Raw genomic sequence first — 22,631 nt, forward strand, 5'->3', positions numbered from 1 at the left:
AGCGGGCAATGCAGTTAGAGACCGAATATACGTGAGCAGTCGTACCTGAAAGTCAAAGACGGAATGTTTGCAAACGAGGAGGAGTCCATATACGGACGTTCCACTCTAGTAGATTTTGTAATCAGATAAGTCAGAATGTAACCATGATTAACGCATACGCATACGTTGATGGCAGTAATCTCGATGGGGTAAGTTCCCAAATAGCCGAAGCCTTCGCCAATTTTCTGCCGACTTGGAGTATTTCTTCCGCCCGACTGGTGAACGAAAAGCTTCCACGTACTGCTGATTTGCGTGATGATGACCTGCCGGACTGGAACCTTGGCTTGAACTTTGAAGCAGAACGACTCTCACCGACCGAATTCGACCAGTTGGTATCATTTTTATCCCGGACGGCAGCGGAGACACAACGGGAATTCGTAATCGGCGGATATGGACCTACATATCAGCTCGCTGAGGACTGGGGATTTATTGGCACTCACGTTGAATCGCCCACGCTCCAATTTCTTCGAAAGCTCTTAGTCGGATAAAAAGAGATGAGTCTGACCGTCGGCTTCGGGGCGGGAGCAGTCAAATAGATAAACTCCAAACCCGCAGTCGTTGTCACAACGAAGCTAGTTTAAGTCCGATACTCAGAATCGCGTGTGCAAGCGCAAACGCAGGGTGCGTGGGGCGCCGGGGGAGATGTTGTTGTCGTTGTAGGCTGAGGCGTAGTACTGGCGGTTCAGTAGATTGTCGACCGCCAGTTGCAGGCGCAGTGTTGGCGTCGCTTGCCAAGACAGCGTGGCGTCGAGACGGCCATAGCCCGGCAGTTGCACCAGGTTGCTGGTCGAGCTGAAGCTGCTGCTGCGCGCGACCAGGCCCAGGGACGCCTCCAGCCCCGGCTGCAGCGTGTGCGTGCTCCACAGTGACAGCGTCTGGCGTGGCACGTATGGCATTTGCGCGCCCTCCTTCGCGCTGGAAGACTGGGTGCTGGTCAGCCACGAGCGCTGCCACGCGTAGCCGGCGCTGAGTTGCCATGATGGTGTCGGCCGTGCTGTCAGTTCCAGTTCCACGCCCTGCCCGCGCTGCCCTTCCACCAGTTCATTCTGGCCGGCGATGAGCGGATCGGCCAGCAGTACGTTGCTGCGCCGTAGCTGGTACAGCGCCAGGCTGGCCGAGCCGCTGTCACCGTGCGACCATTTGGCGCCGATTTCGGTGTTGCGCACTACTTCCGGCGCCAGATCCTGGGTGCTGACCGTCAGTGAGGACAATTGCTCGCCCACGCGCGGCGCGTATGCCTGGCTGTAGCTGGCGTACAGCGTCCACGCTTCCTGCGGCCGATAGAGCAGCCCGAGGCGCGGCGATACCGGATGATCGTGACTCGCCAGTTGCAGGCCGTTGCGGATGTCGCGGAAAGCCACGTCCAGCGTTTCCGCGCGCAGGCCGACCAGCAGTTGCCAGGCAGGCGACAGTGTGATTTGGTCCTGCAGGTACAGCGACAGATTGGTGGCGGTACTGGCATTGGCGGCGTCGGTGGCCGAGGCACGGAAGCTGATCGGCAAGCTGAAGGTCGGGTCGCCCAGCGACACCGACACCAGTCGCACGTCGGTGCCCAGGCTGTCGAAATAGCCAGTGGTGCGGGCGTTGTCGGTACGTTGACGGCCCGCGTCCAGACCGGCGTTCAACTGGTGCTGGACGCCGCCGGCATGCAGCGTGTACGCCAGTTCGGCCTGATAAAACAGGTTGCTGCGCAGGGTCGCGCTGCCGTAGCCCAGTATGCGCACGGTGTCGCTATCCGTCATGCCGCCAGCGAATACGTTTTGATAGTACTTGTCGTAGCGGGCGCCGTGCAGCTGGCTGGTGAATTGCAGCCCCGGCGCCAGTTGGCGTTCCAGCCGCAGGGTCAAGGCGTCGATGTTCACATAGTTATAGCTATTGGACGGATCGCCAAAGAAGGTCGATGGATCGGTGGCCACCGGCCGGCCGTTATATGACGGCACGCCGCGATCGGTGGTGCGGTGGTCGCGGAAATGTTCGTAATTCAGCTGCACCAGCGTGCCGGCGCCATCGCGCCAGGCTAGCGCGGGACTGACGCCGTGCCGTTTCAGCCAGACGCCGTCACGGAACGAGTCCGCGCTTTCGTCCACGGCGTTGAGGCGCCATGCCCATTGTGGGTTGATGGCGTCGCCGACGTCGATGGTGGCGCGGCGCTGTTGCCAGCTACCCAGCAGCAGGTCGGCCTCGGCCAGCGGTCGCCACTGCGCTTGCTTGGTGACGCGGTTGATGGCGCCACCGGAGCCACCGCGACCGAGTAGCATGGCGTTGGGTCCCTTCAGCACTTCTACCGCGTCGATGTTGTAGAAGTCGCGGAAGTACTGCACGTCGTCGCGCATGCCGTTCAGGTAAAAGTCGGCGCTGGAGTTATAGCCGCGGAAGACGGCGTTGTCGCGGTTGCCCTCGCCCTGGCTGGCTTGTACGCCGGGGACGTATTCGAGCAGATCGGCCATGCTGAGCAGGTTGCGGTCGCGGATTTGGTCGGCGCTGACGATGGATATCGCCTGCGGGATGTCGCGCAGGGCGCCGCCGCCTTTTAATGCAAAACCGCTTGCAGTGGCGGATGGTGGCTCGGCTTGCGCCACCACTTCGGGCAGGCGTTGTAGGGCGGCCAGTTCGGCTTCGCTGCGTGGTTCGGCGGGCGGCGTGGTCGCGTGCGGGGCGGCGGCGGCCGATGGTGCGGCGAGGCGCAGGATGTAGCTGCCGTTGGATTGTCGCAGCGCTTCCAGTCCGGTGCCGGCCAGAATGTGCGGCAAGTCCTGATCTGGCGCGGTGACGGCGGCCAGGCCGCCACTGGTGCGCCCCGCGAGCAGGCGTGCCTCGGCGCTCAGCAGCGCGCCGCTGGCGGACATGTAGGCATGCAGTACCTGGTCCAGCGCGCCGGGCGCAATTGATGGCGCGGCCGCTGCAGCGCTGGCCGGCAGCAGGGTTAGAGCAATCCAGCGTTTCATGGTCAGCGTGGCGTCACTGTCACCCACCACGGCAGGCGGTGGTGGACGCGCACCGGTAGCGATGCCTCCAGCATTTGCAGCGCCATTTCGGTATCGTCGAGCGGATAACTGCCCAGTAGTAGCACGTTGTCCAGCGCCGGATCGCAGCCCAGATAGCCGTGGCGATAGCGCGCCAGTTCGGCCAGCACGTCCTGCAAGCGCATTTGACGCGCGATCAGGATATTGCGGCGCCATGCGGCCTGGTTCTCGTCCACCGCCGTCGCCACGCCGATCGCGCCGGACGTGAACCGCACCTGGCTGCCGGCGTCGATGATGCGCTGCTGGCCGCCACTGGTTTGAATGCGCACCGCGCCGTCATACACCGCCAGCCGCGTCTCGCCGCCGTCCAGCAGCACCGCAAAGCGGGTGCCGAGCGCGGTCAGGCGGCCGGCCGGGACGTCCAGCACCAGCGGGCGGGCCGGCGTTTGGGCGTCGTGATGGCTGTGGATCAGGATCTCGCCACGGCGTAGCGCGATGCGACGCAGCGCGCCGTCGTAGACCACGTCGGCGGCGCTGGCGGTATTCAGCCAGGCTTGCGAGCCGTCCGGCAGCGACAGCGGCGCGGTCTCGCCGACGGCGGTGCGGTGGCCGGCATTCATCGCCGCCAGATAGGCGACGCTGTCGTCGCGGCTGGCCAGCAGCGCCGCCGCTCCGCCAACGGTGCACAGCAGGGCCAGCGCCTTCATCGCGCGCCGGCGTGGCGGCGGCAGCGTCAGTGCCTGCACCGCCGGTGCGCCCGGCAGCGCGCTGATTCTGTCGTGGATTTGCTCGACCCGCTGCCACGCCGCCCGGTGCGCCGGGTCGGCCTGCAGCCAGTCCTGGAAGGCGGCGCGTTCGGCGGCGGTGGCATCGCCCGCACCCAGCACGCCGAACCATTCGGCGGCCTGCTCCAGAACTTCGAATTCCGCGCTGCTGCGTTTAGTTGTCGGCATCGCTGATCAGCAGACATTGCAGCATGGCCTGCGCCATGTATTTTTTCACCATGCGCTCGGAGACTTCCAGCTGTTCGGCTATCGCCGCGTAGGTCAACCCCTCGACCTGCGACAGCAGAAAAGCGGTGCGCGCCTTCAGCGGTAAGCGTCCCAGCATCTGGTCGACCTGCATCAGCGCTTCGATGGCCAACGCGTGGGTTTCCGGCGACGGCGCCACGTCATGCTCCTGCACCGCCAACGCCTCCAGATAGGCACGTTCCACGGCCAGACGACGCCAGTGGTTGACCAGCAGGCCGTTGGCGATGGTGCTCAGGTAGGCGCGCGGCTCGCGCAGCGGCTCCGGCGGCCGCGCCTTCAGCAGCCGTAGAAAAGTGTCGTGCGCCAGGTCGGCCGCGCCGTCGCTGCAACCCAGCTTGCGCCATAGCCAGTTGTGCAGCCAGCCGTGGTGGCTGCTGTACAGTGTGTCGACGATGTCCGGGGGCGAAGTCAGGGATGGCACGGCAGTTGAATGATAATGAGAATCCTTTTTATTATTACATAGCTGGCGGCCGGCCTGTGTAAAGTGAAGGTAAAGATGACCGTTCAACAATCGCGGCAGCGCGCCGGGATGGTAATCTCGTCCGGCATCACAAACCCTTCCAGCGTCGCCACGCTGGCCAGTTGGCCGGCCAGGATGGCATCGGCAATGCGCTGCTGGCGGCCGCAGACATCGCAGCGGAACTGATAGCGGCGGCTCAGCGGCTCTTCCGAACGGATTGAATAAATCGCCTTCACGCCGCCGGAGGTGATGTGGCGGTCGCGCAGCACCAGGCCGTCGTCCTCCATCTGCTTGAGGATGCGGTACACCGAGCCCAGACTGATATTCTGGTGATCTTCGATCAACTGGCGGAACACCACTTCGGCGCTGATCGGCGCCGTCTGACGCAACAGCACCGTCGCCACCGCCGAACGCGCGCGCGTGATGCGCAGCGGCGAGTTGCGTAGCCATTCCTGTACGCGCGAGTGCGCGCCGGATCCCTCCAATATCTGTTGCATGCGTATTCCTCCCTCTCATTCTTTGCCAATCAAGGCGCAAAAAAGGGAACCGCAAATCGGAAAATATTTTTAGAACTGGCTGTGCAGCGCAATCTTCAGCGAGCGCGGTGCGCCCGGCATGATGTTATTGTCATTGTACGCCGCGCTGAAGTAGCTGCGGTCAAACAGATTTTCAACGCTGAGCTGCAACCGGTTGCGCCGGTCCAGCCGCCATGCCACGCTGGCGTCCACCCGTGCATAGCCGGGCAACACGGTGGCGTTGCTGGTCGAGCTGTACATGCTGGCGCGCGCGATCACGCCCAACGACGCCTCCAGCACCGGCGTCAGCGTGTGGGTGCTCCACAAAGAGAAAGTCTGATGCGGCACATGCGGCATCTGCGCGCCAGCCTGCGAGCTGGCGTACTGGGTGGCGGTCAGGCGCGAACGCTGCCACGCGTAGCCGGCGCTCAGTTTCCAGTCCGGCGACAGGCACGCCGTCAGTTCCAGTTCCACACCGTGCCCGCGCTGGCCTTCGACCAGATCGGATTCGCCGGCGTTGACCGGATCGTCCACCAGCACGTTGCCGCGCCGTGACTGGTAAAACGCCGCGCTCAGCGACAGCGCGTCGCCGCCTTCCCAGCGCAGACCCAGTTCGCGGTTGCGCACCACCTCCGGCTCCAACGCCTGGTTATCGGCCGTCAGCGACGCCATTTGCTCGCCGGCGCGCAGCACATAGGTCTTGCTGTAGCTGGCGTACAGCGACAACGGTGGCAGCGGACGATACACCAGGCCCAGACGCGGCGACAGCGGATGGTCATGGCTGCCCAGCTGCTGCGCGTTGCGGATATCGCGGAAGTCCACCCTCACCAGCTCACTGCGCAACCCCGCCAGCAGCTGCCATTGCGGCGACAGCGTGATCTGATCCTGCCAATACAGCGCGGCGCTCTGTGCCTTGCTGGCGTTGGCCATATCGGTATCGGTGGCGCGGAACGTCACCGCCTGGTGAACCGTGGGCTGGGTCACCGGCACATAAACAAAGCGCTGGTCGCCGTCGAAGAAGCCGGTGATGCGCGCGTTATCGGTACGCTGCCGGTCCAGCTCCACGCCGGCGCTGAGCCGATGCTGCAGCGCGCCGGTGCTGATCACGGTTTCCAGCTCGCCCTGATACTGCAGATTGCTGCGCCGCGTGTTGCGGCGGTACGCCAGCAGCAGCGCGCTGGCGCCACCATCGATCACGCCACCGGTGAATACGTTCTGATAGTACTTGTCGTAGGCCGCGTAATGCAGCTGGCCAGTGAACTTGAGCGACGGCGTGACCTGGCGCTCCAGCCGCAGCGTCAGGCTGTCGACGTCGATGCCGTTGCTGCTGTTAGCCGGATCGCCGTAAAACAGCGCGGCATCGCCGGCCAGCGGCCGCCCGTTATACGAGGGCACGCCGCGATCGGTGGTGCGCAAATCGTGAAAATGCTCGTAATTGAGCTGCACCCGCGTGCCGTCGCCATCGCGCCAGGCCAGTGCGGGATTGATGCCATAGCGCCGCATCCAGACGCCATCGCGGAACGAGTCCGAACGCTCCCCCACCGCGTTCAGCCGCCAGGCCAGCTGCGGATTGATGGCCGCGCCGATGTCGACGCTGGTGCGGCGCTGGTTCCAGGCCCCCAGCAGCAGATCGGCCTCGCCGATGTCGCGCCACTGCGCCTGCTTGACGATGCGGTTGATGGCGCCGCCCGAACCGCCGCGCCCCAGCGCCATCGCGTTCGGGCCTTTCAGCACTTCCACCGCTTCACTGTTGTACAGATCGCGGTAGTACTGCGCATCGTCGCGCAGGCCATCGACATAGAAATCGGCGCTGGAGTTATAACCACGGAATACCACGCTATCGCGATTACCCTCGCCCAGGCTGGCCTGCACGCCTGGCACATACCACAGCAGATCGCCGATGCCGCTGGCCGCGTGCTCCTGAATCTGCGCCGCTTCGATGATGCTCAGCGCCTGCGGCGTGTCGCGCACCTGGGCGCCGCCCTTGACCGCGAAGCGGCTCACCGTGTCGTAGGGTGATTGCGCGTCGGCGCGGGCCACCACTTCCGGCAGCTGCGCCGGCGCCGCCTCAAGCTCGGGATGCGAGGACGCCTGCCGCAGCAGGTAGCTGCCGTCCGCCGTGCGTACCGCTTCCAGCCCGGTGCCGGACAAAATGCGCGGCAAGTCCTGATCCGGCGCCGACAGCGCGTCCAGGCCGGGACTGCGCAAATCCAGCGTTAGCCGGCCGTCGGCACTGAGTAAAGCGCCGCTGGCCAGCGTATAGGCACGCAGCACCTGATCCAGCGATCCGGCCGGGATCACCGGCGCCGCCATCGCCAGCGATGGCAGCACGGCCAGCAAGCACAATCTCTTCATGGTCAGCGCGGGACGACCGTCACCCACCACGACAGCGTGTGCCGGACCTGTACCGGCAGCGCCGCTTGCAGCATCGTCAGCGCGCGCTCGGTGTCGTCAAGTGGATAGCTGCCAACCACGCGCAGCTCGGCCAGCGCCGGATCGCAGCCCAGATGGCCGTGGCGATAACGTCCCAGCTCGCGCAGGAACTCGTCCAGCCGCATCTGGGTGGCGATCAGCAAATGGCGCGACCAGGCGCTGGCCTCCTCGCTGCTGACCACCAGCGGCCCGGGATGACCATCGACGATGTCGACCTGCGAACCGGCCGGCACCACCGTCTGCGTGCCGATTTCCACCGCACCCTGATACACCGCCAGCCGCGTGCCCTGCTCCGTCATGCGCACCGAGAAGCGCGTGCCTAGCGCGCGCAGGCGCTGGCCGTTAGCCTCCACCACCAGCGGCCGGGCCGGTGCGTGGGCGTCGGCACCGCTGTGCAGCAGGATTTCGCCACGGCGCAGGATAATCAGGCGCTGGCTGTCGTCATAGGCCACATCGGCGGCGCTGTCGGTATTCAGCCAGCCGCGCGTGCGGTCCGGCAGCGGCAGCGTGGCGATGGCGCCTACGCCGGTGCGATGCTCGGCATTACGCGCCGCCACGTAGTTGCGCAACTCGGCCGGACGCCAGGCCAGGCTGGCCGCACCGCCACCGGCACACAGCAGCAGCAGCAGCGCCTTGATGGTGCGGCGCCGACGCGGTCCCGCCATCAGCGCCGTGCGCGCGGGCGCGCCGGGCAAGGCGTGCAACTGGGCGTGCAGTTGTTCGACCCGGCGCCAGGCCTCACGATGCGCGGCCGAGGCGTCCAGCCAGCGTTGCCAGGCTGCGTGATCGGCGGCGCGCGCATCGGGTGCGCCCAGCACGGCGAACCACTCGGCCGCCTGTTCCAGCACACTGTATTCGAGAACGGCGGATTCAGGCATGGCCATTCCCGATCAACAGACATTGCAGCATGGCCTGCGCCATATACTTCTTCACCATGCGCTCGGACACCCGCAGCTGCACCGCAATCACCGCATAGGTCAGGCCATCGATCTGCGACAGCAGGAAGGCTTCGCGCACTTTGGCTGGCAGCTTGTCCAGCAGCGCATCCACCTGCATCAACGCCTCCAGCACCAGCGCGCGTTCTTCCGGCGATGGTGCCAAGGCCTCATCCTGCACGGCCAGCGCGTCCAGATAGGCGCGCTCCAGCGTCAAGCGGCGCCAGTGGTTGACCAGCAGGCCGTTGGCGATGGTACTCAGGTAAGCGCGCGGTTCGCGCAGCGGCGGCACGGCGCCGCCATCCAGCACCCGCATGAAGGTGTCATGCGCCAGATCCGCCGCGCCATCGCGGCAGCCTAGCTTGCGCCATAGCCAGTTGTGCAGCCAGCCGTGATGGCTGCTGTACAGGGAACCGGCATTATCGGAAGAAGGCACAAGCGGGGTCACGAAGGTCAAAAGAAAGAATGAGAATCATTCCCATTATGACATAAGGCATAAGCCCTTGCCAATCTTCAAGCTGTGTTATGGTTATATTCTTACAATCTTTTCAAAAGGATATCCATGCGTCTGCTGATCATTGCAGCCTTCTGTTTGCTGCCCTCGCTGAGCTGGGCCTCGGCCAATTTCGAGTTCCAGCTGGAGCGCGGCCCGCAACCGGTTGGTATGCGACTGCTGCAGCAGTACGATTACGCGCGCGTCTACCGGCCACGCTACGACATGCTGAGCGGCCAACCGGTGCAGGGCGAACGCGCGCGGCCGGTGCAAACGCTGGTCTGGTATCCGGCGCAGGCCGGCGGCAAGCCGCTCCACTACATCGATTACCTGCGCACCGAGCTGACCGAAGAGGATTACACGCAAACACCAGCGCAACTCGAACAAAAGTTCAACAACTGGATCGCGCAGCGCGGCATCGCCAAGGACAAGGAACTGCTGCGGCAAATAACGGAGCAGCCAATGTGGGCGGTGCGCGATGCCAAACCGGCCGCCGGCCGCTACCCGGTGGTGGTGTACGCGCCCAGCTTCAACGCGTCGGCGCACGAAAACGTCGACCTGTGCGAATACCTGGCCAGCCAGGGCTACATCGTGCTGTCCAGCCCCGACATGGGCGCGCGCACGCGCTCCATGACCGACGACCTGGAAGGTATCGAAGCCCAGGCCAGCGACATCCGCTTCCTGATCTCCACCGCACAGACCTTGCCGCAGGCGGATACCAGCAAGGTGGCGGTGGTCGGCTTCAGCTGGGGCGGCATCTCCAATGTGTTTGCCGCTGCGCGTGATGACCGCATCCGCGCGCTTGTGAGTCTGGATGGCTCGATCCGCTACTATCCGGAACTGGTGGACGGCAGCGCCAAAGCCGCCAAATACGTGACGCCGGAGCGGGTGCCGGTGCCCTTCATGTTCATCGCCGCGCGTCCCAAGTCGATTGAAAAGCTGGCCAGCTCAAAGAACTCCACCAATTACAGCTTCATCAACAACATGAAGTATGCGGATACGTATTTACTCAGCATGCAGCCGATGGTGCACGGCGATTTTTCAGCCGCAGGCTTGCGCCTCACCATCCCCGACGCCGCCGCCGATTACAGCCGCGCCGAAGTGCTGACCGCGTATAACTGGAGCCTGCGTTACGTGGGGCAGTTCCTCAACGCCTATCTGAAGGAAGACCAACAGGCGCTGGCCTTCCTGCAAAAGCCGGCCACGCAGAACGGCAGCCCGCGCCACCTGATGACCATCGAACAGCGCAAGGCCAGCGCCAAGCCGCCCAGCTTTGAGAACCTGGCGCTGGAACTGCGCCAACGCGGTTACACCCATGCGCAGGAAGTCTATGAGCGCATGAAGCAGGCCGACAGCACCTTCAGCATCGGTGAGCCGCAAATGAATCTTTGGGGTTATGAGTTGCAGCGCGTGGGCTACGTGAAGGACGCCATTGAGGCGTTGAAGCTGGCCGTCAGCGTGTACCCGAACAGCGGTAATCTGTACGACAGTCTGGCGGAGATGTATGAGATCGATGGCCAGAAGCCGCTGGCCATCGTCAACTACCGGCGTTCGCTGGAACTGGATCCAGCGAACGCCAACGCGGTCCAGCACCTGAAGGGGCTGGAGCAGTAAGGCTTACTTCACCACCGCCAGCTTGGAACGGGTGCCGTTCTTGAAGGTGAAGATGGTCAGCACGCCGTCCTGCACATCGCCGCGCGCGTCGAAGGCGGTGTTGCCGGTCACGCCCTTGTGGCGGATCTTGGCCAGCACCGGCAGGTACTTGACCGGATCGGCCGAACCGGCCTTCTGCATCGCTTCCACCATCGTCATCAGCGCGTCGTAGGCATACGGCGCGTAGGTCTGCACCTCGATGCCGTACTTCTTCTTGTAAGCGGCGCGGAAATCGGCCATGCCTTTTTCCTGCGACGGCTCGACGCCGCCGGCTTCGGCGCAGATTACCTGACCGTCGCTCATGCCGTCACCGGCCAGACGCGGCACCGAGTCCGAGCACATGCCGTCGCCGCCCATGAACTTGATCGGGAAGCCCAATTGCTTCATCTGGCGCAGCATCGGCGCCGCCACCGCGTCCATGCCGCCGAAGAAAATCATGTCCGGCTTGGTGGCCTTGATGGCGGTCAGAATCGCCGTCATGTCGGTGGCTTTGTCGTTGGTGTACTGGGTCGAGACGATGCTGGCGCCACTGGCCGCGCCGGTGCGCTTGACGGTTTTGGTGAATTCGTCGGCCAAGCCCTTGCCGTAGGCGGTGCGGTCATCCACCACCGCGATGCGCTTGGCGCCCATGCTCTGCATGGCGTAACGCGCCAGCGCGGGGCCGAGCTGCTCGTCGTTGGCGATGTTGCGGAAGGTGGTGTTGTAGCGCTGGCGCGTGTATTGCGGCGAGCTGGCCGACGGCGTGATCTGCGGGATGCCGGCATCGTAATACATGCGCGAAGCTGGAATCGTGGTGCCCGAGGTTTCGTGACCAATCACGCCCTGCACCTTGGCGTCCACCAGCTTTTGCGCCACCGTGGTGGCTTGTTTCGGATCGCCGGCGTCGTCTTCGGCCTGCAGCACGATCTTGTATTTTTTGCCGGCGATGAGCACACCGCCCTTGGCGTTCAATTCGTCGACCGCCATGCGTGCGCCGTTCTCATTGTCCTTGCCCAGGTGGGCGATCGGGCCTGAAGTGGCGGCGACGTGGCCGATTTTGATGATGTCTTCCGCCTGGGCGGTGGCGGCGCCCGCAGCGCCGATAAAGGCCAGCGCAAGCGCCTGGCAAACTGTTTTTGTTGTGAACGGCATAAATCCCTCGTTAGTTAACTTCATTAGGATACCAGACGTCGGCGCACGATTGCCAAATGCTACTTGCACCCGAGGCCGATTGAAGTAGAATAAATCTTTCCTAAAGAGAATCAAAATGGATATTTCTCGCCGCATTGCCCGCTCCCAGCCGCTTGCTACCACGGCCATGCATGGTCGCGTCGATGCCATGAAAGCGCGCGGCGAGGATGTCATCGATTTCTCGATCGCGATTTCGCACTTCCAGGCACCGCAAACGGTGCTGGACGCGGTGCGGCAAAGCCTGCACGCTCCCCTGCCCTACACCGACGTTCCCGGCGACGCCGGCATCCGCGCCCGGCTGGCGGCCAAGGTGGTGGAGGAAAACCGCATTCCCGCTACCCCGGCCGAGATCCTGGTCACCAACGGCTGCAAGCAGGCCTTGTATCAGGCGCTGTACGTGATGGCCGATCCGGGCGACGCCGTCATCATCTTCAAGCCGCACTGGCCGGCCTACGTGGCCACCTGCCGGCTGCTGGAGCTGCAACCGATCCTGATCGACCTGCCGGCTGAAATGAGCGACGCCTTTCTCGACAGTCTGCCACCGGCGCGCATCCTCATCATCAACAACCCGCACAACCCGACCGGCGCGGTGCTGAGCGGCGTTGAAATCGACAGCATCGCGGCCTGGCTGAAACGCAGCGGCACCCGCGCCATCGTCGACGAAAGCTATGAAAAGCTGATCTTCGAAGGTTCCCACGTCAGCCTGGCCGCGCGGCCGGACTGGCGCGAACTGGGCATCGTCTCGCTGTACTCGGCCTCGCAAAGCTACGCCATGATGGGCTGGCGCGCCGGCTTCGCGGTGGCGCCGGCCCACATCGTCAAGGCGATGGAAACGCTGCAAGGGCCGATCACCGCCGCCGCGCCGATGCTGGTGCAGCAGGCCATGGCGGCCGCCTTCGAAAGCGGCGAACCGGAAGCCATGCTGGCCGACTACCGCCAGCGCCGCGACCTGGTGCTGGACCTGGCGCATGGCCTGCCGTGGCTGACCATGCGCCGCCCCGCCTCCGGCCCCTACCTGTGGGCCGACATCGCGCCACTGCGCATGGACGCAGTTCAATTCAGCGAACAGCTGCTGACGCGGCACCGGGTGGCGGTGATGCCGGGCGATGCGCTGGGCGTGCCGCATCACATCCGCATCGGCTACATCTCGGATGACGTGGCCACGCTGCGGCGCGGCGTACAAGCCATCATCGGCTTCGGCGCCTCCCTTTACCGTCCTGACTGACGCCGGCGCATGGCCTTTCTGCTCCTTCGGCTAAATAGCTTGCGCAGCAGGTTGATCCTGCTGGTGCTGCTGGCGATCGCGCCGATCGCCGTCATGACCGTGGTTAACGGCATGCGCGAGCGCGCTCACGCGGTCGAAGTGGCGGAAGAAAACCTGCAGCGCCTGACCAATCTGGCCGCAGCCAATGAGGCGCAATCGATCACCGGCGCGCGCCAGATCCTGCGCGATCTGGCCAGCATTCCGGATCTGATGGGCGATCAGGCCCATTGCAGCCGCCTGCTGGCCAACATCCAGAAGCAGAACCCCGACTACGCCAATCTGGGCCTGATCCAGATGAACGGCGACGTCACCTGCACCGCGATACCGGCCAAGTCCATGGTCAACCTGGCCGACCGCTCGCACTTCCGCCGCGCCGTGCATCTGAAGCGCTTCGTCGCCGGCGGCTACATCTTCGGCCGCGTGATCCAGAAGCACACCGTCAACCTGACCTACCCGGTGATGGACGAGGACCAGAACGTCAAGGCGGTGGTCTTCGCCGCGCTCGACCTGACCAAGCTGGATCGCTTCGTGGCTGATATCAAGCTGCCGCCCGGATCGCTGCTGCTGACCACCGACTCCGAAGGCAAAATCATCTCGCGCAAACCCAATCCGGAGCAGTGGTTCGGCAAGCAGGTATCGCCCGAAATGCGGGTGGCGATGGCGGCCGAACCGGGCAAGCCGGTGCTGCTGACCGGGCCGGATGGCATCGAACGGCTGCACCGCTTTGCGCGGGTCGGCAGCAACGGCTTGTCCGACTACACGCTGACCATCGGCATTCCAGCCGACGAGATCACCGCCAGCGCGCGCCATGACCAGATACTGGACTTCCTGGCGCTGGCCGCCACCATCGGCCTGGCGCTGCTAGCCGCGTGGATCGTCGGCGACGTGCTGGTGCTGCGCCGCGTGAAGCTGCTGGCCAACACCGCCAACAGCATCGCCTCCGGCGCACTGGAAGCGCGCAGCGGCATCAGCTACGGCAAAGAAGAAATCAGCGAACTGGCGCAGGCGCTGGACGCGATGGCAGAAGCGTTGCAGGAAAAAGAGCTGCAGCATCTGAAATCCGAGCAGATGCTGCGCGAGGCCGACCGCCGCAAGGACGAATTCCTCGCCATGCTGGCCCACGAATTACGCAATCCGCTGGCGCCGATCAGCGCCGGCGCCCAACTGCTGCAGAGCGGCCACGCCAGCGACGCCGCCGTGCAGCGCACCGCCGGCATCATCGTGCGCCAGGTGCACCACATGACGCGGCTGGTGGACGACCTGCTGGACGTGTCGCGCGTGACGCGCGGTCTGGTGACGCTGACGCGGGTGCCGCTAAACGTCGCCACCATCATGCACGACGCGGTGGAACAGGCCGACCCGCTACTGAAATCGCGCCAGCACCGCTTTGACGTCACACTGCCGCCTGCGCCGCTGGTGGTCAACGGCGATCACAAAAGGCTGGTGCAGGTGCTGGTGAATGTGCTGAACAACGCCGCCAAGTACACCCCGGCCGGCGGCGCCATCAAGCTGGCCGCGCGCGCCCAGGGCAGTAACGTGCTGCTGATCGTCAGCGACAACGGCATCGGCATGTCGCCCGAACTGCGCAGCCGGGTGTTCGAACTGTTCGCCCAGGCCGACCGTAATTCGGACCGTTCTCAGGGCGGGTTGGGACTGGGTCTGGCGCTGGTCAAGTCGCTGGTGGAACTGCACGGCGGCAGCGTAGCGGTGGACAGCGAGGGCGAACAAAAAGGCAGCACCTTCACCATCACCCTGCCCGGCGCCGAACAGCAGCCGGCCGCTCCACTGCCCGGCCACACCGCGCGCCCGGCGCGCAGGCTGCGCGTGCTGGTGGTAGACGACAATGTCGACGCTGCACAGACGCTGCAACTGCTGCTGCAGGCCGCCGGTCATCAAGTCAGCGTGGCGCACAATGCGATGACGGCGCTGGAATTGGCGCAGGCCGATGCACCGGAACTGTGCCTGCTCGACATCGGCCTGCCCGACATCAGCGGATTCGAGCTGGCACGCGGCTTGCGAGCCTTGCCACACACCGCGCACGCCACGCTGGTGGCGGTGACCGGCTATGGCCGCCGCGAGGACCGCGAACAGGCCAACAGCGCCGGTTTCGATCACTACTTTGTCAAACCGGTGGATGTGGACGCGCTATTGGCGCTGATCGCCGGACTACCCTAACGGAGCTTCATGAAACACCTGCTACTCAGTCTCGCCATCATCGCCGCGCTGCCGGCCCATGCTCAGGAGACCACGCTGGCGCGCATCGCCGCCCAGCCGGCCGTCAAACAGGCGCTGGCCTACATCGAGCGCAACGAGCCGACCACGCAGGCCAATATGCTGGCGATTAACGCCATCCCGGCGCCGACTTTTGCAGAAGCGGCGCGCGCCACCGACTACGCGGCGCGTTTGAAGGCGGCCGGCCTGGCCGAAGTGCGCATCGATGAAGCGGGCAATGTGCTTGGCCTGCATCGCGGCAGCGGCAAGGGACCGACCATCGCGCTGGCCGCGCACCTGGACACGGTCTACCCGGCCGCCACCAATCTGACTGTGCGCGAGAGCGAGGGTCGCCTGTACGCGCCCGGCATCGCCGACAATGGCCGCTCGCTGGCCGCGATGCTGACCATCGCGCAGGCGCTGCACGACGCCAAGCTGCAGACCGAGGGCGATGTGCTATTCGTCGCCAACGTGGGAGAGGAAGGCTTGGGCGACCTGAAAGGCGTCAAGCATCTGTTCGCGCAGCACAAGGAGATCAAGGCCTTCATCGGCCTGGAGCCGGCGCTCGGCACCGATGGCGACCCAGTGACCTACATGGGCGCCGGCAGCCGCCGCTTCAAAGTCAGCCTGAAGGGACCGGGCGGCCATAGCTACGAAGGTTTCGGCCTGCCGTCAGCCATCCATGCCGCCGGCCGCGTGATCGCCCGCATTGACGACCTGCGGGTGCCGGCCCAGCCCAAGGTCACCTTCAACGTCGGCGTGGTGCAAGGCGGGCAGTCGGTGAACAGCATCTCGGCCGAGGCATCGATGCTGATCGATCTCCGCTCGGCCGACGCCGCGCTGCTGGCCAAGACTGAACAGGAGCTGCGCGCCGCCATACAGCAAGGCGTGGCCGACACCAACGCGCGCTGGAACGCCAGCGGCGCCAACGCCATCAGCGCAGACATCGCGTTGATTGGCGATCGTCCGGCGGGCAAGATGGCGGCCGACTCGCTGATCGTGCGCACCGCGCTGGCCGCCGCCACCGTGCAGGGCCGCAAAGCGGTGCTGGACAGCGCGCATTCCACTGACGCCAACCTGCCGATGAGCCTCGGCATACCGGCCATCACCATGTCCGGCGGCGGCAGCTCCGGCGGTTATCACTCGGAGAAACTGGAGTGGTGGTCGGCGCAGAATGCCCACACCGCGCCACAGAACGTGCTGCTCACCGTACTCGGTCTGGCCGGCGTGCGGGACGTGGTGGCACCGCTGATTACGCCATGAGCCCTGCCAGCGTGAGCGCCAGGCTGACGGCAGCCACGCCGCCGGCCGCCAGGCCAACACGCACGATCGCAGCGGCGGCATAACTTAGCACCAGTACCAGGCCGATAGCGGCGGCGGTCAGCGTGCCGGCCCAGGCCACCCAGCCCTGCGACGCGCCCCACATGAACAGGCACACCAGCAGCGACAGCAGCAGGCTGCCCGTGCCGGCCCAGCGCAACAAGTTCCGTTGCCGGTCACTGGGCAGATTGCCGCGTCCATGCAGCGCTTCCCAATGCCGATCCATGGCCAGGCTGAGTGCCGCGAAACCGCCGGTGGCGCCGGACCATGCGGCAATGGCCGCGCACAACGTCACCAGCGCCGTCATGCCGCCACCTTCGCCATCTTGACCTTGGCTGCGGCTTTGGCGCCGCCAAGACGCTTGCAGGCAAACAGCAGGCCGCAACCCAGCAACAGCGTCACCAGATCGAAGCCGGCCACCGGCCACAGTCCGGCCGCCACGCTGGTGAACAAACCGGCGCCGCCACTGAGCGGATTCAGTACCGGCAGCAGCACCAGCAGCAGCCCGGCGATCGCCAGCTGGATTCGCCACATCCAGCGCAGCGGGAACGCCAGGGCCAGCACGGCGGCGATGCCCCAGGCGGTGAAGAAGCACTGGATTTCCAACTCCGGCCGCTGCGCCAGTCCCACCGGCAGCAGGCGGTTGGCCCAGAAGTAGACGCCAAACGCGATCAGCAGACCGGCGATGCCGCCCAGATTGAGACCATCCACCAGCCGCAGGCCAAAGCCAATGCGGCCGGCCCTCGCCTTCAGATGCTTGGGGCGTTCCTTGACAGCCCACAGCAGCACGCCGGTAGCCACCATCGCGCAACCGGCCAAACCGGACAGGAAGAACAACGCGCGCAGCAGCGGGCTGGCGAAGCGGCCGATGTGCAGGCCATACATCACGCCGCGCGTTTCAACCGCCGCCCCGCTCTTGTCGGTTTCGGTCAGCAAGGCGCCGGTGACGCCATTGAAGGTCAACGTCGGCAGGCTGGAGCTGATCGCATGGCCTTCCTGCTGCGTCAGCGTCACCGTGGCCACACTGTCGCCAGGATGATCCACCACCACCCGACCAACCGACGCGCCGCCCCAATGCTGGCTGGCCTGCGCCACCAGCGGCGCCAATGCAGTCAACGGCGCCGCTTTGCCGGATGCTTTGACGTCGGCATCCGGGCCACCATTCAGATCGGCGTAGAAGGCGTCGGTCTTGCCGGCATACACCTTGTCGATGCCGGACGGCAGATACAGGAACATCAGCGTCACCAGCCCGGTGTAGGTAATCATCAGGTGATACGGCAGCGCCAGCACGGCGGTGGCGTTGTGCGCGTCCAGCCAGGAGCGCTGGCCTTTGTTGGGACGGAAGGTGAAGAAGTCCTTGAAAATACGCTTGTGCGTGACGATGCCGGAAATGATCGCCACCAGCATGCACATGGCGCAGATGCCGACAATCCAGCGCGCCCAGATCACCGGCATGTAGTGCAGGTCGAAGTGCAAACGATAGAAGAATTCACCGCCCCGGGTTTCGCGCGCGGCGCTGACTTCCTGGCCGGTGGCCGGGTCGATGCTGGCACTTTCAAAACGGCGGCGGCCACGCGGCTTGGCTTGCTCGGGAGTCGGCGATGGCGCTGGCGCCCAGGTGGCGCGCACGGTCGGCTCGCGCTCGGACGGCAAAGAGATGAACCAGCGCGGGCTGGCGTCAGCCCGCCGCTGCAGCAGTTGCTGCGCATGGTCGATGGCGACGCCCTGCTCCACCTTCACCGGTGCCACTTGATGCAGCTCGGGTTTCATCCACAACGTAATCTCGTTGCGGAAGTAACTGGCGGTGCCGCCGGCGAACACCAGAAACAGCACCCAGCCGACCAGCAGGCCGGACCAGGTGTGCAGCCAGGCCATGGATTGACGGAAGCCCTCTTTCACGCGCGGCCTCCGATCAGAATGATTGCGCCGAGCACGAGCCCGGTAACGATCAGACCCAACCACGCCTTCAGCGCGGTACGAGTGGCGAAGCACCACATCACGGCACAGGGAAACACCACCAGCCCGATCAGGGTGGCGGCGACCACGCGGTCGACCGCGCGTCCGGGCAGCAGCAGGGCCAGCGCTGTAACTGCTAGTGAAGAAACGGCATAGCTGCCGCCGATTGCCGCCAGTGCCCGCGAGGCAACGCCAAGGCGGTAATTCATCAGGATTTGCATCATATTCATGGTGACATTTACCTGACGTACCGACGGGGAGGGGCAAATGTGAATCTAAGTGATAATTGTTCTCATTGTAGTGGTATGATGACGATGCTGTCAACATTACCACTTATAACTACCAAGTCTCCATGTCCCACTTCCCAGTATTGAAACCTCTCACCCTGTCTGTCCTCGCCTCGCTGTACGCCCTGCCCCTGCATGCGCAGCAGACCAACGACGACACCAACGTGCAAACCGTGGTGGTCAGCGCCAGCGCCGACGCCTCGGCGGCCGGCCTGTCCAAAACCTATGCCGGTGGCCAGGTCGCCAAAGGCGGCCGCGTCGGCCTGCTCGGCACCATGGACGTGATGGACACGCCGTTCAACAGCACCAACTACACCCAGCAATTCATCCAGGACCAGCAGGCGCGTAGCGTGGCCGATGTGCTGCAAGCCGATCCCGGCGTACGCGTCGCGCGCGGCTTCGGCAACTACCAGGAGCTGTACGTGATACGCGGCTTCCCGGTCAACTCCGACGACCTGGCCTATAACGGCTTGAACGGCGTGCTGCCGCGCCAGTACATCGCCGCCGAGTTGCTGGAGCGGGTGGAAGTCTTCCGTGGCGCCAACACCTTCCTGAACGGCGCCACGCCGGGCGGCGGCGGCATTGGTGGCGCAATCAATTTGCTGCCCAAACGTGCGCCGAATCAGGATCTGACCGAGATTTCGGCCGGCCTCCAGACCGGCAAGCAGACCTACTTGGCAGCCGACATCGCGCGTCGCTTCGGCGATGAAAATCGCTACGGCGTGCGGGTCAACCTGGCGCAGCGTAAAGGCGGCACCGGCATCGACAACGAAGACCGCGAAGTGCAGCTAGGCGCGATCGGCGCCGATTACCGTGGCCGTGGCTTCCGCTTGTCGGCGGACCTGGGCTGGCAAAGCGTCAAGCTGTCCAACGCGCGGCCGGCGGTCAACGCCGCCACCGTGGTACCGGCGGCGCCGGACGGCGCGTCCAACTACGGCCAGCCGTGGGACTACTCCAGCGAGCGCGATCTGTTCGGCACGCTGCGTTCCGAATTGGACATCGCCAAGGACGTGGTGGCGTGGGCCGCATTGGGCGGCCGCGAAAGCCATGAGCTGAATCGTTTGGGCAGCACCATCACGCTGTCCAACGCCAGCACCGGCACCATTCGCCGCTTCGACAACGCGCGCGTGGACTTGGTGAAGACCGGCGAAGTTGGCGTGCGCGCGACGCTGCAAACCGGCCCGGTGAGCCACAAGATCGCCGCCACCGCCAATGGCTTCAATATGGATTCGCGCAACGCCTACGCCACCTCGGCCTACCAGACCACCACGCTGTACAACACGCCGGCCCTCGCGCTGCCGACGCTGACCAGCTTCTTCAACGATCTGACCGCGCCGCGCACCACCAACAGCGTTACGCTGATCAGCGAAGCGGTGGTCGACAGCATGGGCTTCCTCAACGATACCCTGCTGCTGACCGTGGGCGTGCGCCACCAGTACATCAAGCAGGTGGGTTATGCCTACAACACCGGCATACAAAACGCCTACTACAGCAAGAGCGCCAACACGCCGATCGCCGCCATCGTTTACAAACTGACGCCGCAGGTATCGTTGTACGCCAACCGGGTCGAGAGCCTGCTGCAAGGCGCGATTGCCGGTTCCACCGCCGTCAACCGTGGCGACATCTTCGCCCCCTACGTCTCGGTGCAGAAGGAAGTCGGCGCCAAGTTCGACGCCGGCCGCTACGGCGCCACCGCCGCGCTGTTCACCACCACCCAACCGCAGGGCATCACCGACCCGCTCAGCAAAGTGTTTGGCATCGACGGCGAACAGCGCAACCGTGGCCTGGAGCTGACCGCTTACGGCCAGCCGCTGCGCGGCGTGCGCGTGCTGGGCGGCGCCACCTTCCTCGACGCCACCCAGATGCATACCGCCGGCGGCACCAACGACGGCAAGGACGTCATCGGCGTGCCGCATGCGCAGATGAATCTCGGCGTCGACTGGGACATCCCCGGCGTGCGTGGCCTGAGTATGTCGGCACGCGCGCTGCACACATCATCGCAACCGATCAACGCCACCAACACGCTGACGCTGCCATCTTGGAACCGACTGGACGCCAGCGTACGTTACGGCTTCAAGGTGCAGGAACATGAAGTGGTGCTGCGTGCCCGCGTCGACAACCTGACCGACAAGAGCTACTGGGCCTCGGCCGGCGGCTCGCAGGGCTCCGGCTACCTGGTGCTGGGCGCCCCGCGCACCTTCGCGCTGACCGCCACCACCGAGTTCTGATCCGTAGTAAACTCGCCCTCCAGCCGGACCATCGCGGTCCGGCTGTTTCCATTTTGGGGCGATGCGTGAAGCTTAGACTGATACTCGGGGACCAGCTCAACCACCTGCACAGCTGGTTCTTCCAGCCACAGGACGACGTGGTCTACGTGATGATGGAGGTACGTCAGGAGACCGACTACGTGCTGCATCACGCACAGAAGATCATCGCCATCTTCGCCGCCATGCGCGACTTTGCGCGGCGCCTGCGCGTGGACGGCCACCGCGTCCACTACCTCGTCATCGACGACGCCGATAACCGCCAATCGTTGCCGGACAATCTGGACTGGCTGCTGGCGCACTACCGCGCCACCGCCTTCGGCTGGCAAGCACCGGACGAATACCGGCTGGACCGCCAGCTGGCCGACTACGCCGCCGCCCTCCCCATCCCGTCCACGATGGACGACAGCGAACATTTCTACACCACGCGCGACGAAGCGGCGCAGATCTTCGCGGGCCGCGACAGCTGGTTGATGGAACACTTCTATCGCCGCATGCGCGTCAAGCACGGCGTGATGGTGTCCGACACCGGCAAACCAGCCGGCGGCCAATGGAACTTCGATCATGACAACCGCGAGTCCTGGCCCGGCATCCCGTGGGAGCCGGCCGACCTGCGCGGTCGCCACGATCACAGCGCATTGTGGCAAACCATCCAGGCATCCGGCGCCAAAAGCTTCGGAGAGCCCAACGCCGCCAACTTCGCCTGGCCGCTGAATCACGAGGAAGCCTTGCAGCAGCTGGGGCGCTTCGTCGAACACGCCCTGCCCCACTTCGGCAAATTCCAGGACGCGATGAGCTTCAAGGCGTGGCGCTTGTTCCACTCGCTGCTGTCGTTCGCGATGAACGTCAAACTGCTATCGCCGCAAACCGTGGTCGATCGGGTGCAGTCCGCGTGGCGCGACGGCGCGGTGCCACTGGCCTCGGCCGAAGGCTACATCCGCCAGATCCTCGGCTGGCGCGAATACGTGCGCGGCATCTACTGGCACCGCATGCCCGGCTACGATGAACTGAACGCCTTCGGCCACACCACGCCACTGCCGTGGTGGTTCTGGGACGGCCAGACCCGCATGCGCTGCCTGGCCACCGCCATCGGCCAGTCCTTGGAACACGCGCACAGCCACCACATCAACCGCCTGATGGTGATCGGGAACTTCGCGCTGCTGGCCGGCCTGTCGCCGCAAGAGCTGCATCGCTGGTACCTCGGCATCTATATCGACGCCTTCGAATGGGTCGAGCTGCCCAACACGCTGGGCATGAGCCAGTATGCCGACGGCGGCCTGCTGGCCACCAAGCCCTACGTCTCCAGCGCCGCCTACATCGACCGCATGAGCGATTACTGCAAGGGCTGCCACTACGACAAAAAAGCCCGCACCGGCGACCGCGCCTGTCCGTACAACGCGCTGTACTGGGACTTCTTCGACCGCAACCGCGACCAACTGGCCAGCAACCAGCGCCTCGGCATGGTCTACCAGCAGTTGCGGCGCATGGACGATGGCGCTCTGGCCGCGCTACGCGAACGCGCGGCCGACCTGCGCAGCCGGCTGCAGGAGCTTTAGAAACCGCCGCACCGGTGTCCGTTTCCGGACGACGGTGAGCGCAAGCGGTCAATTCCGCCATGGCAAGGTGGCCGGCTGTTC

18 protein-coding genes are annotated in these 22,631 nt (G+C 64.8%); 7 read left to right on the top strand and 11 right to left on the bottom strand.

Features of this window, described 5'->3' with window-relative positions; genetic code table 11:
- The first annotated feature begins 143 nt into the window (after positions 1 to 143).
- On the top strand, positions 144 to 527 hold the full coding sequence (locus GJ699_RS18700; protein ID WP_154379007.1) for a hypothetical protein: 384 nt from the start codon (positions 144 to 146) through the stop codon (positions 525 to 527).
- Between the two features lie 102 nt (positions 528 to 629).
- Here the strand turns inward: GJ699_RS18700 and GJ699_RS18705 are convergent, their stop codons facing one another.
- The 7 genes from GJ699_RS18705 to GJ699_RS18735 all read right to left on the bottom strand — a co-directional run bounded on the left by GJ699_RS18705 (position 630) and on the right by GJ699_RS18735 (position 8,812).
- On the bottom strand, positions 630 to 2,984 hold the full coding sequence (locus GJ699_RS18705) for a TonB-dependent siderophore receptor (RefSeq protein WP_154379009.1): 2,355 nt from the start codon (positions 2,982 to 2,984) through the stop codon (positions 630 to 632).
- Positions 2,985 to 2,986: 2 nt separating this feature from the next.
- Complete coding sequence (locus GJ699_RS18710; RefSeq protein WP_154379011.1) at positions 2,987 to 3,955, bottom strand: FecR domain-containing protein; 969 nt, start codon at positions 3,953 to 3,955, stop codon at positions 2,987 to 2,989.
- Complete coding sequence (locus GJ699_RS18715) at positions 3,942 to 4,454, bottom strand: sigma-70 family RNA polymerase sigma factor (protein WP_371867592.1); 513 nt, start codon at positions 4,452 to 4,454, stop codon at positions 3,942 to 3,944. Before GJ699_RS18715 ends, GJ699_RS18710 begins: the two co-directional genes overlap by 14 nt.
- Before the next feature lie 83 nt (positions 4,455 to 4,537).
- Positions 4,538 to 4,990, bottom strand: a complete 453-nt coding sequence (locus GJ699_RS18720) for a Fur family transcriptional regulator (RefSeq protein WP_154379013.1) — start codon at positions 4,988 to 4,990, stop codon at positions 4,538 to 4,540.
- A 69-nt stretch (positions 4,991 to 5,059) separates the two neighbouring features.
- Positions 5,060 to 7,363: a TonB-dependent siderophore receptor gene (locus GJ699_RS18725; protein WP_154379015.1), complete on the bottom strand. Its 2,304-nt coding sequence runs from the start codon at positions 7,361 to 7,363 to the stop codon at positions 5,060 to 5,062.
- Positions 7,364 to 7,365: 2 nt separating this feature from the next.
- Positions 7,366 to 8,319, bottom strand: coding sequence for a FecR domain-containing protein (locus GJ699_RS18730; protein ID WP_195763581.1), 954 nt, complete (start codon positions 8,317 to 8,319; stop codon positions 7,366 to 7,368).
- Positions 8,312 to 8,812: a sigma-70 family RNA polymerase sigma factor gene (locus tag GJ699_RS18735; protein ID WP_371867593.1), complete on the bottom strand. Its 501-nt coding sequence runs from the start codon at positions 8,810 to 8,812 to the stop codon at positions 8,312 to 8,314. Before GJ699_RS18735 ends, GJ699_RS18730 begins: the two co-directional genes overlap by 8 nt.
- Positions 8,813 to 8,938: 126 nt before the next feature.
- On the opposite strand from GJ699_RS18735, the gene GJ699_RS18740 reads away from it, so the two are divergent.
- Positions 8,939 to 10,483, top strand: coding sequence for a dienelactone hydrolase family protein (locus tag GJ699_RS18740; protein WP_154379021.1), 1,545 nt, complete (start codon positions 8,939 to 8,941; stop codon positions 10,481 to 10,483).
- 3 nt (positions 10,484 to 10,486) lie between these two features.
- Here the strand turns inward: GJ699_RS18740 and GJ699_RS18745 are convergent, their stop codons facing one another.
- Positions 10,487 to 11,653: a branched-chain amino acid ABC transporter substrate-binding protein gene (locus GJ699_RS18745; RefSeq protein WP_154379023.1), complete on the bottom strand. Its 1,167-nt coding sequence runs from the start codon at positions 11,651 to 11,653 to the stop codon at positions 10,487 to 10,489.
- Positions 11,654 to 11,768: 115 nt separating this feature from the next.
- Between GJ699_RS18745 and GJ699_RS18750 the strand changes: the two genes are divergently transcribed.
- Genes GJ699_RS18750 through GJ699_RS18760 form a run of 3 tightly spaced genes read left to right on the top strand, consistent with a single transcriptional unit; the run spans position 11,769 to position 16,430 of the window.
- Positions 11,769 to 12,917, top strand: coding sequence for a pyridoxal phosphate-dependent aminotransferase (locus tag GJ699_RS18750; RefSeq protein WP_154379025.1), 1,149 nt, complete (start codon positions 11,769 to 11,771; stop codon positions 12,915 to 12,917).
- A gap of 39 nt (positions 12,918 to 12,956) precedes the next feature.
- On the top strand, positions 12,957 to 15,131 hold the full coding sequence (locus GJ699_RS18755) for a hybrid sensor histidine kinase/response regulator (protein WP_229262166.1): 2,175 nt from the start codon (positions 12,957 to 12,959) through the stop codon (positions 15,129 to 15,131).
- Between the two features lie 9 nt (positions 15,132 to 15,140).
- Positions 15,141 to 16,430, top strand: a complete 1,290-nt coding sequence (locus tag GJ699_RS18760; RefSeq protein WP_154379030.1) for a M20/M25/M40 family metallo-hydrolase — start codon at positions 15,141 to 15,143, stop codon at positions 16,428 to 16,430.
- Here the strand turns inward: GJ699_RS18760 and GJ699_RS18765 are convergent.
- The 3 genes from GJ699_RS18765 to GJ699_RS18775 are packed head-to-tail and all read right to left on the bottom strand — an operon-like array spanning position 16,420 to position 18,673.
- Positions 16,420 to 16,794, bottom strand: a complete 375-nt coding sequence (locus tag GJ699_RS18765; protein WP_154379032.1) for a DUF3325 domain-containing protein — start codon at positions 16,792 to 16,794, stop codon at positions 16,420 to 16,422. The genes GJ699_RS18760 and GJ699_RS18765 overlap by 11 nt on opposite strands.
- The gene (locus tag GJ699_RS18770; RefSeq protein WP_371867594.1) at positions 16,791 to 18,386 is read right to left on the bottom strand and encodes a PepSY-associated TM helix domain-containing protein; all 1,596 of its coding nucleotides are present in this window, start codon (positions 18,384 to 18,386) and stop codon (positions 16,791 to 16,793) included. The genes GJ699_RS18765 and GJ699_RS18770 overlap by 4 nt, the downstream gene beginning before the upstream one ends.
- On the bottom strand, positions 18,383 to 18,673 hold the full coding sequence (locus tag GJ699_RS18775) for a DUF3649 domain-containing protein (protein ID WP_154379033.1): 291 nt from the start codon (positions 18,671 to 18,673) through the stop codon (positions 18,383 to 18,385). Before GJ699_RS18775 ends, GJ699_RS18770 begins: the two co-directional genes overlap by 4 nt.
- A 122-nt stretch (positions 18,674 to 18,795) precedes the next feature.
- On the opposite strand from GJ699_RS18775, the gene GJ699_RS18780 reads away from it, so the two are divergent.
- Together GJ699_RS18780 and GJ699_RS18785 are read left to right on the top strand one after the other, a co-directional pair.
- The gene (locus tag GJ699_RS18780; protein ID WP_154379034.1) at positions 18,796 to 20,958 is read left to right on the top strand and encodes a TonB-dependent receptor; all 2,163 of its coding nucleotides are present in this window, start codon (positions 18,796 to 18,798) and stop codon (positions 20,956 to 20,958) included.
- 65 nt (positions 20,959 to 21,023) lie between these two features.
- A complete protein-coding gene (locus GJ699_RS18785) occupies positions 21,024 to 22,550 on the top strand; it encodes a cryptochrome/photolyase family protein (protein ID WP_371867595.1) in 1,527 nt (508 codons plus the stop codon).
- Positions 22,551 to 22,631 lie beyond the last annotated feature (81 nt).

Origin of the sequence: Duganella guangzhouensis, from assembly GCF_009674535.1 — a bacterium.
In the GTDB taxonomy this organism is placed as follows: Bacteria; Pseudomonadota; Gammaproteobacteria; order Burkholderiales; family Burkholderiaceae_D; genus Rugamonas; species Rugamonas guangzhouensis.

Excerpts from the sequence above, each read along its gene's own strand:
- GJ699_RS18740 (WP_154379021.1), top strand. The coding sequence starts at position 8,939 with ATGCGTCTGCTGATCATTGCAGCCTTCTGTTTGCTGCCCTCGCTGAGC.
- GJ699_RS18700 (WP_154379007.1), top strand. The coding sequence starts at position 144 with ATGATTAACGCATACGCATACGTTGATGGCAGTAATCTCGATGGGGTA.
- GJ699_RS18730 (WP_195763581.1), bottom strand. The coding sequence starts at position 8,319 with ATGCCTGAATCCGCCGTTCTCGAATACAGTGTGCTGGAACAGGCGGCC.
- GJ699_RS18750 (WP_154379025.1), top strand. The coding sequence starts at position 11,769 with ATGGATATTTCTCGCCGCATTGCCCGCTCCCAGCCGCTTGCTACCACG.
- GJ699_RS18720 (WP_154379013.1), bottom strand. The coding sequence starts at position 4,990 with ATGCAACAGATATTGGAGGGATCCGGCGCGCACTCGCGCGTACAGGAA.
- GJ699_RS18745 (WP_154379023.1), bottom strand. The coding sequence starts at position 11,653 with ATGCCGTTCACAACAAAAACAGTTTGCCAGGCGCTTGCGCTGGCCTTT.
- GJ699_RS18760 (WP_154379030.1), top strand. The coding sequence starts at position 15,141 with ATGAAACACCTGCTACTCAGTCTCGCCATCATCGCCGCGCTGCCGGCC.
- GJ699_RS18705 (WP_154379009.1), bottom strand. The coding sequence starts at position 2,984 with ATGAAACGCTGGATTGCTCTAACCCTGCTGCCGGCCAGCGCTGCAGCG.
- GJ699_RS18725 (WP_154379015.1), bottom strand. The coding sequence starts at position 7,363 with ATGAAGAGATTGTGCTTGCTGGCCGTGCTGCCATCGCTGGCGATGGCG.
- GJ699_RS18775 (WP_154379033.1), bottom strand. The coding sequence starts at position 18,673 with ATGAATATGATGCAAATCCTGATGAATTACCGCCTTGGCGTTGCCTCG.
- GJ699_RS18765 (WP_154379032.1), bottom strand. The coding sequence starts at position 16,794 with ATGACGGCGCTGGTGACGTTGTGCGCGGCCATTGCCGCATGGTCCGGC.
- GJ699_RS18710 (WP_154379011.1), bottom strand. The coding sequence starts at position 3,955 with ATGCCGACAACTAAACGCAGCAGCGCGGAATTCGAAGTTCTGGAGCAG.
- GJ699_RS18780 (WP_154379034.1), top strand. The coding sequence starts at position 18,796 with ATGTCCCACTTCCCAGTATTGAAACCTCTCACCCTGTCTGTCCTCGCC.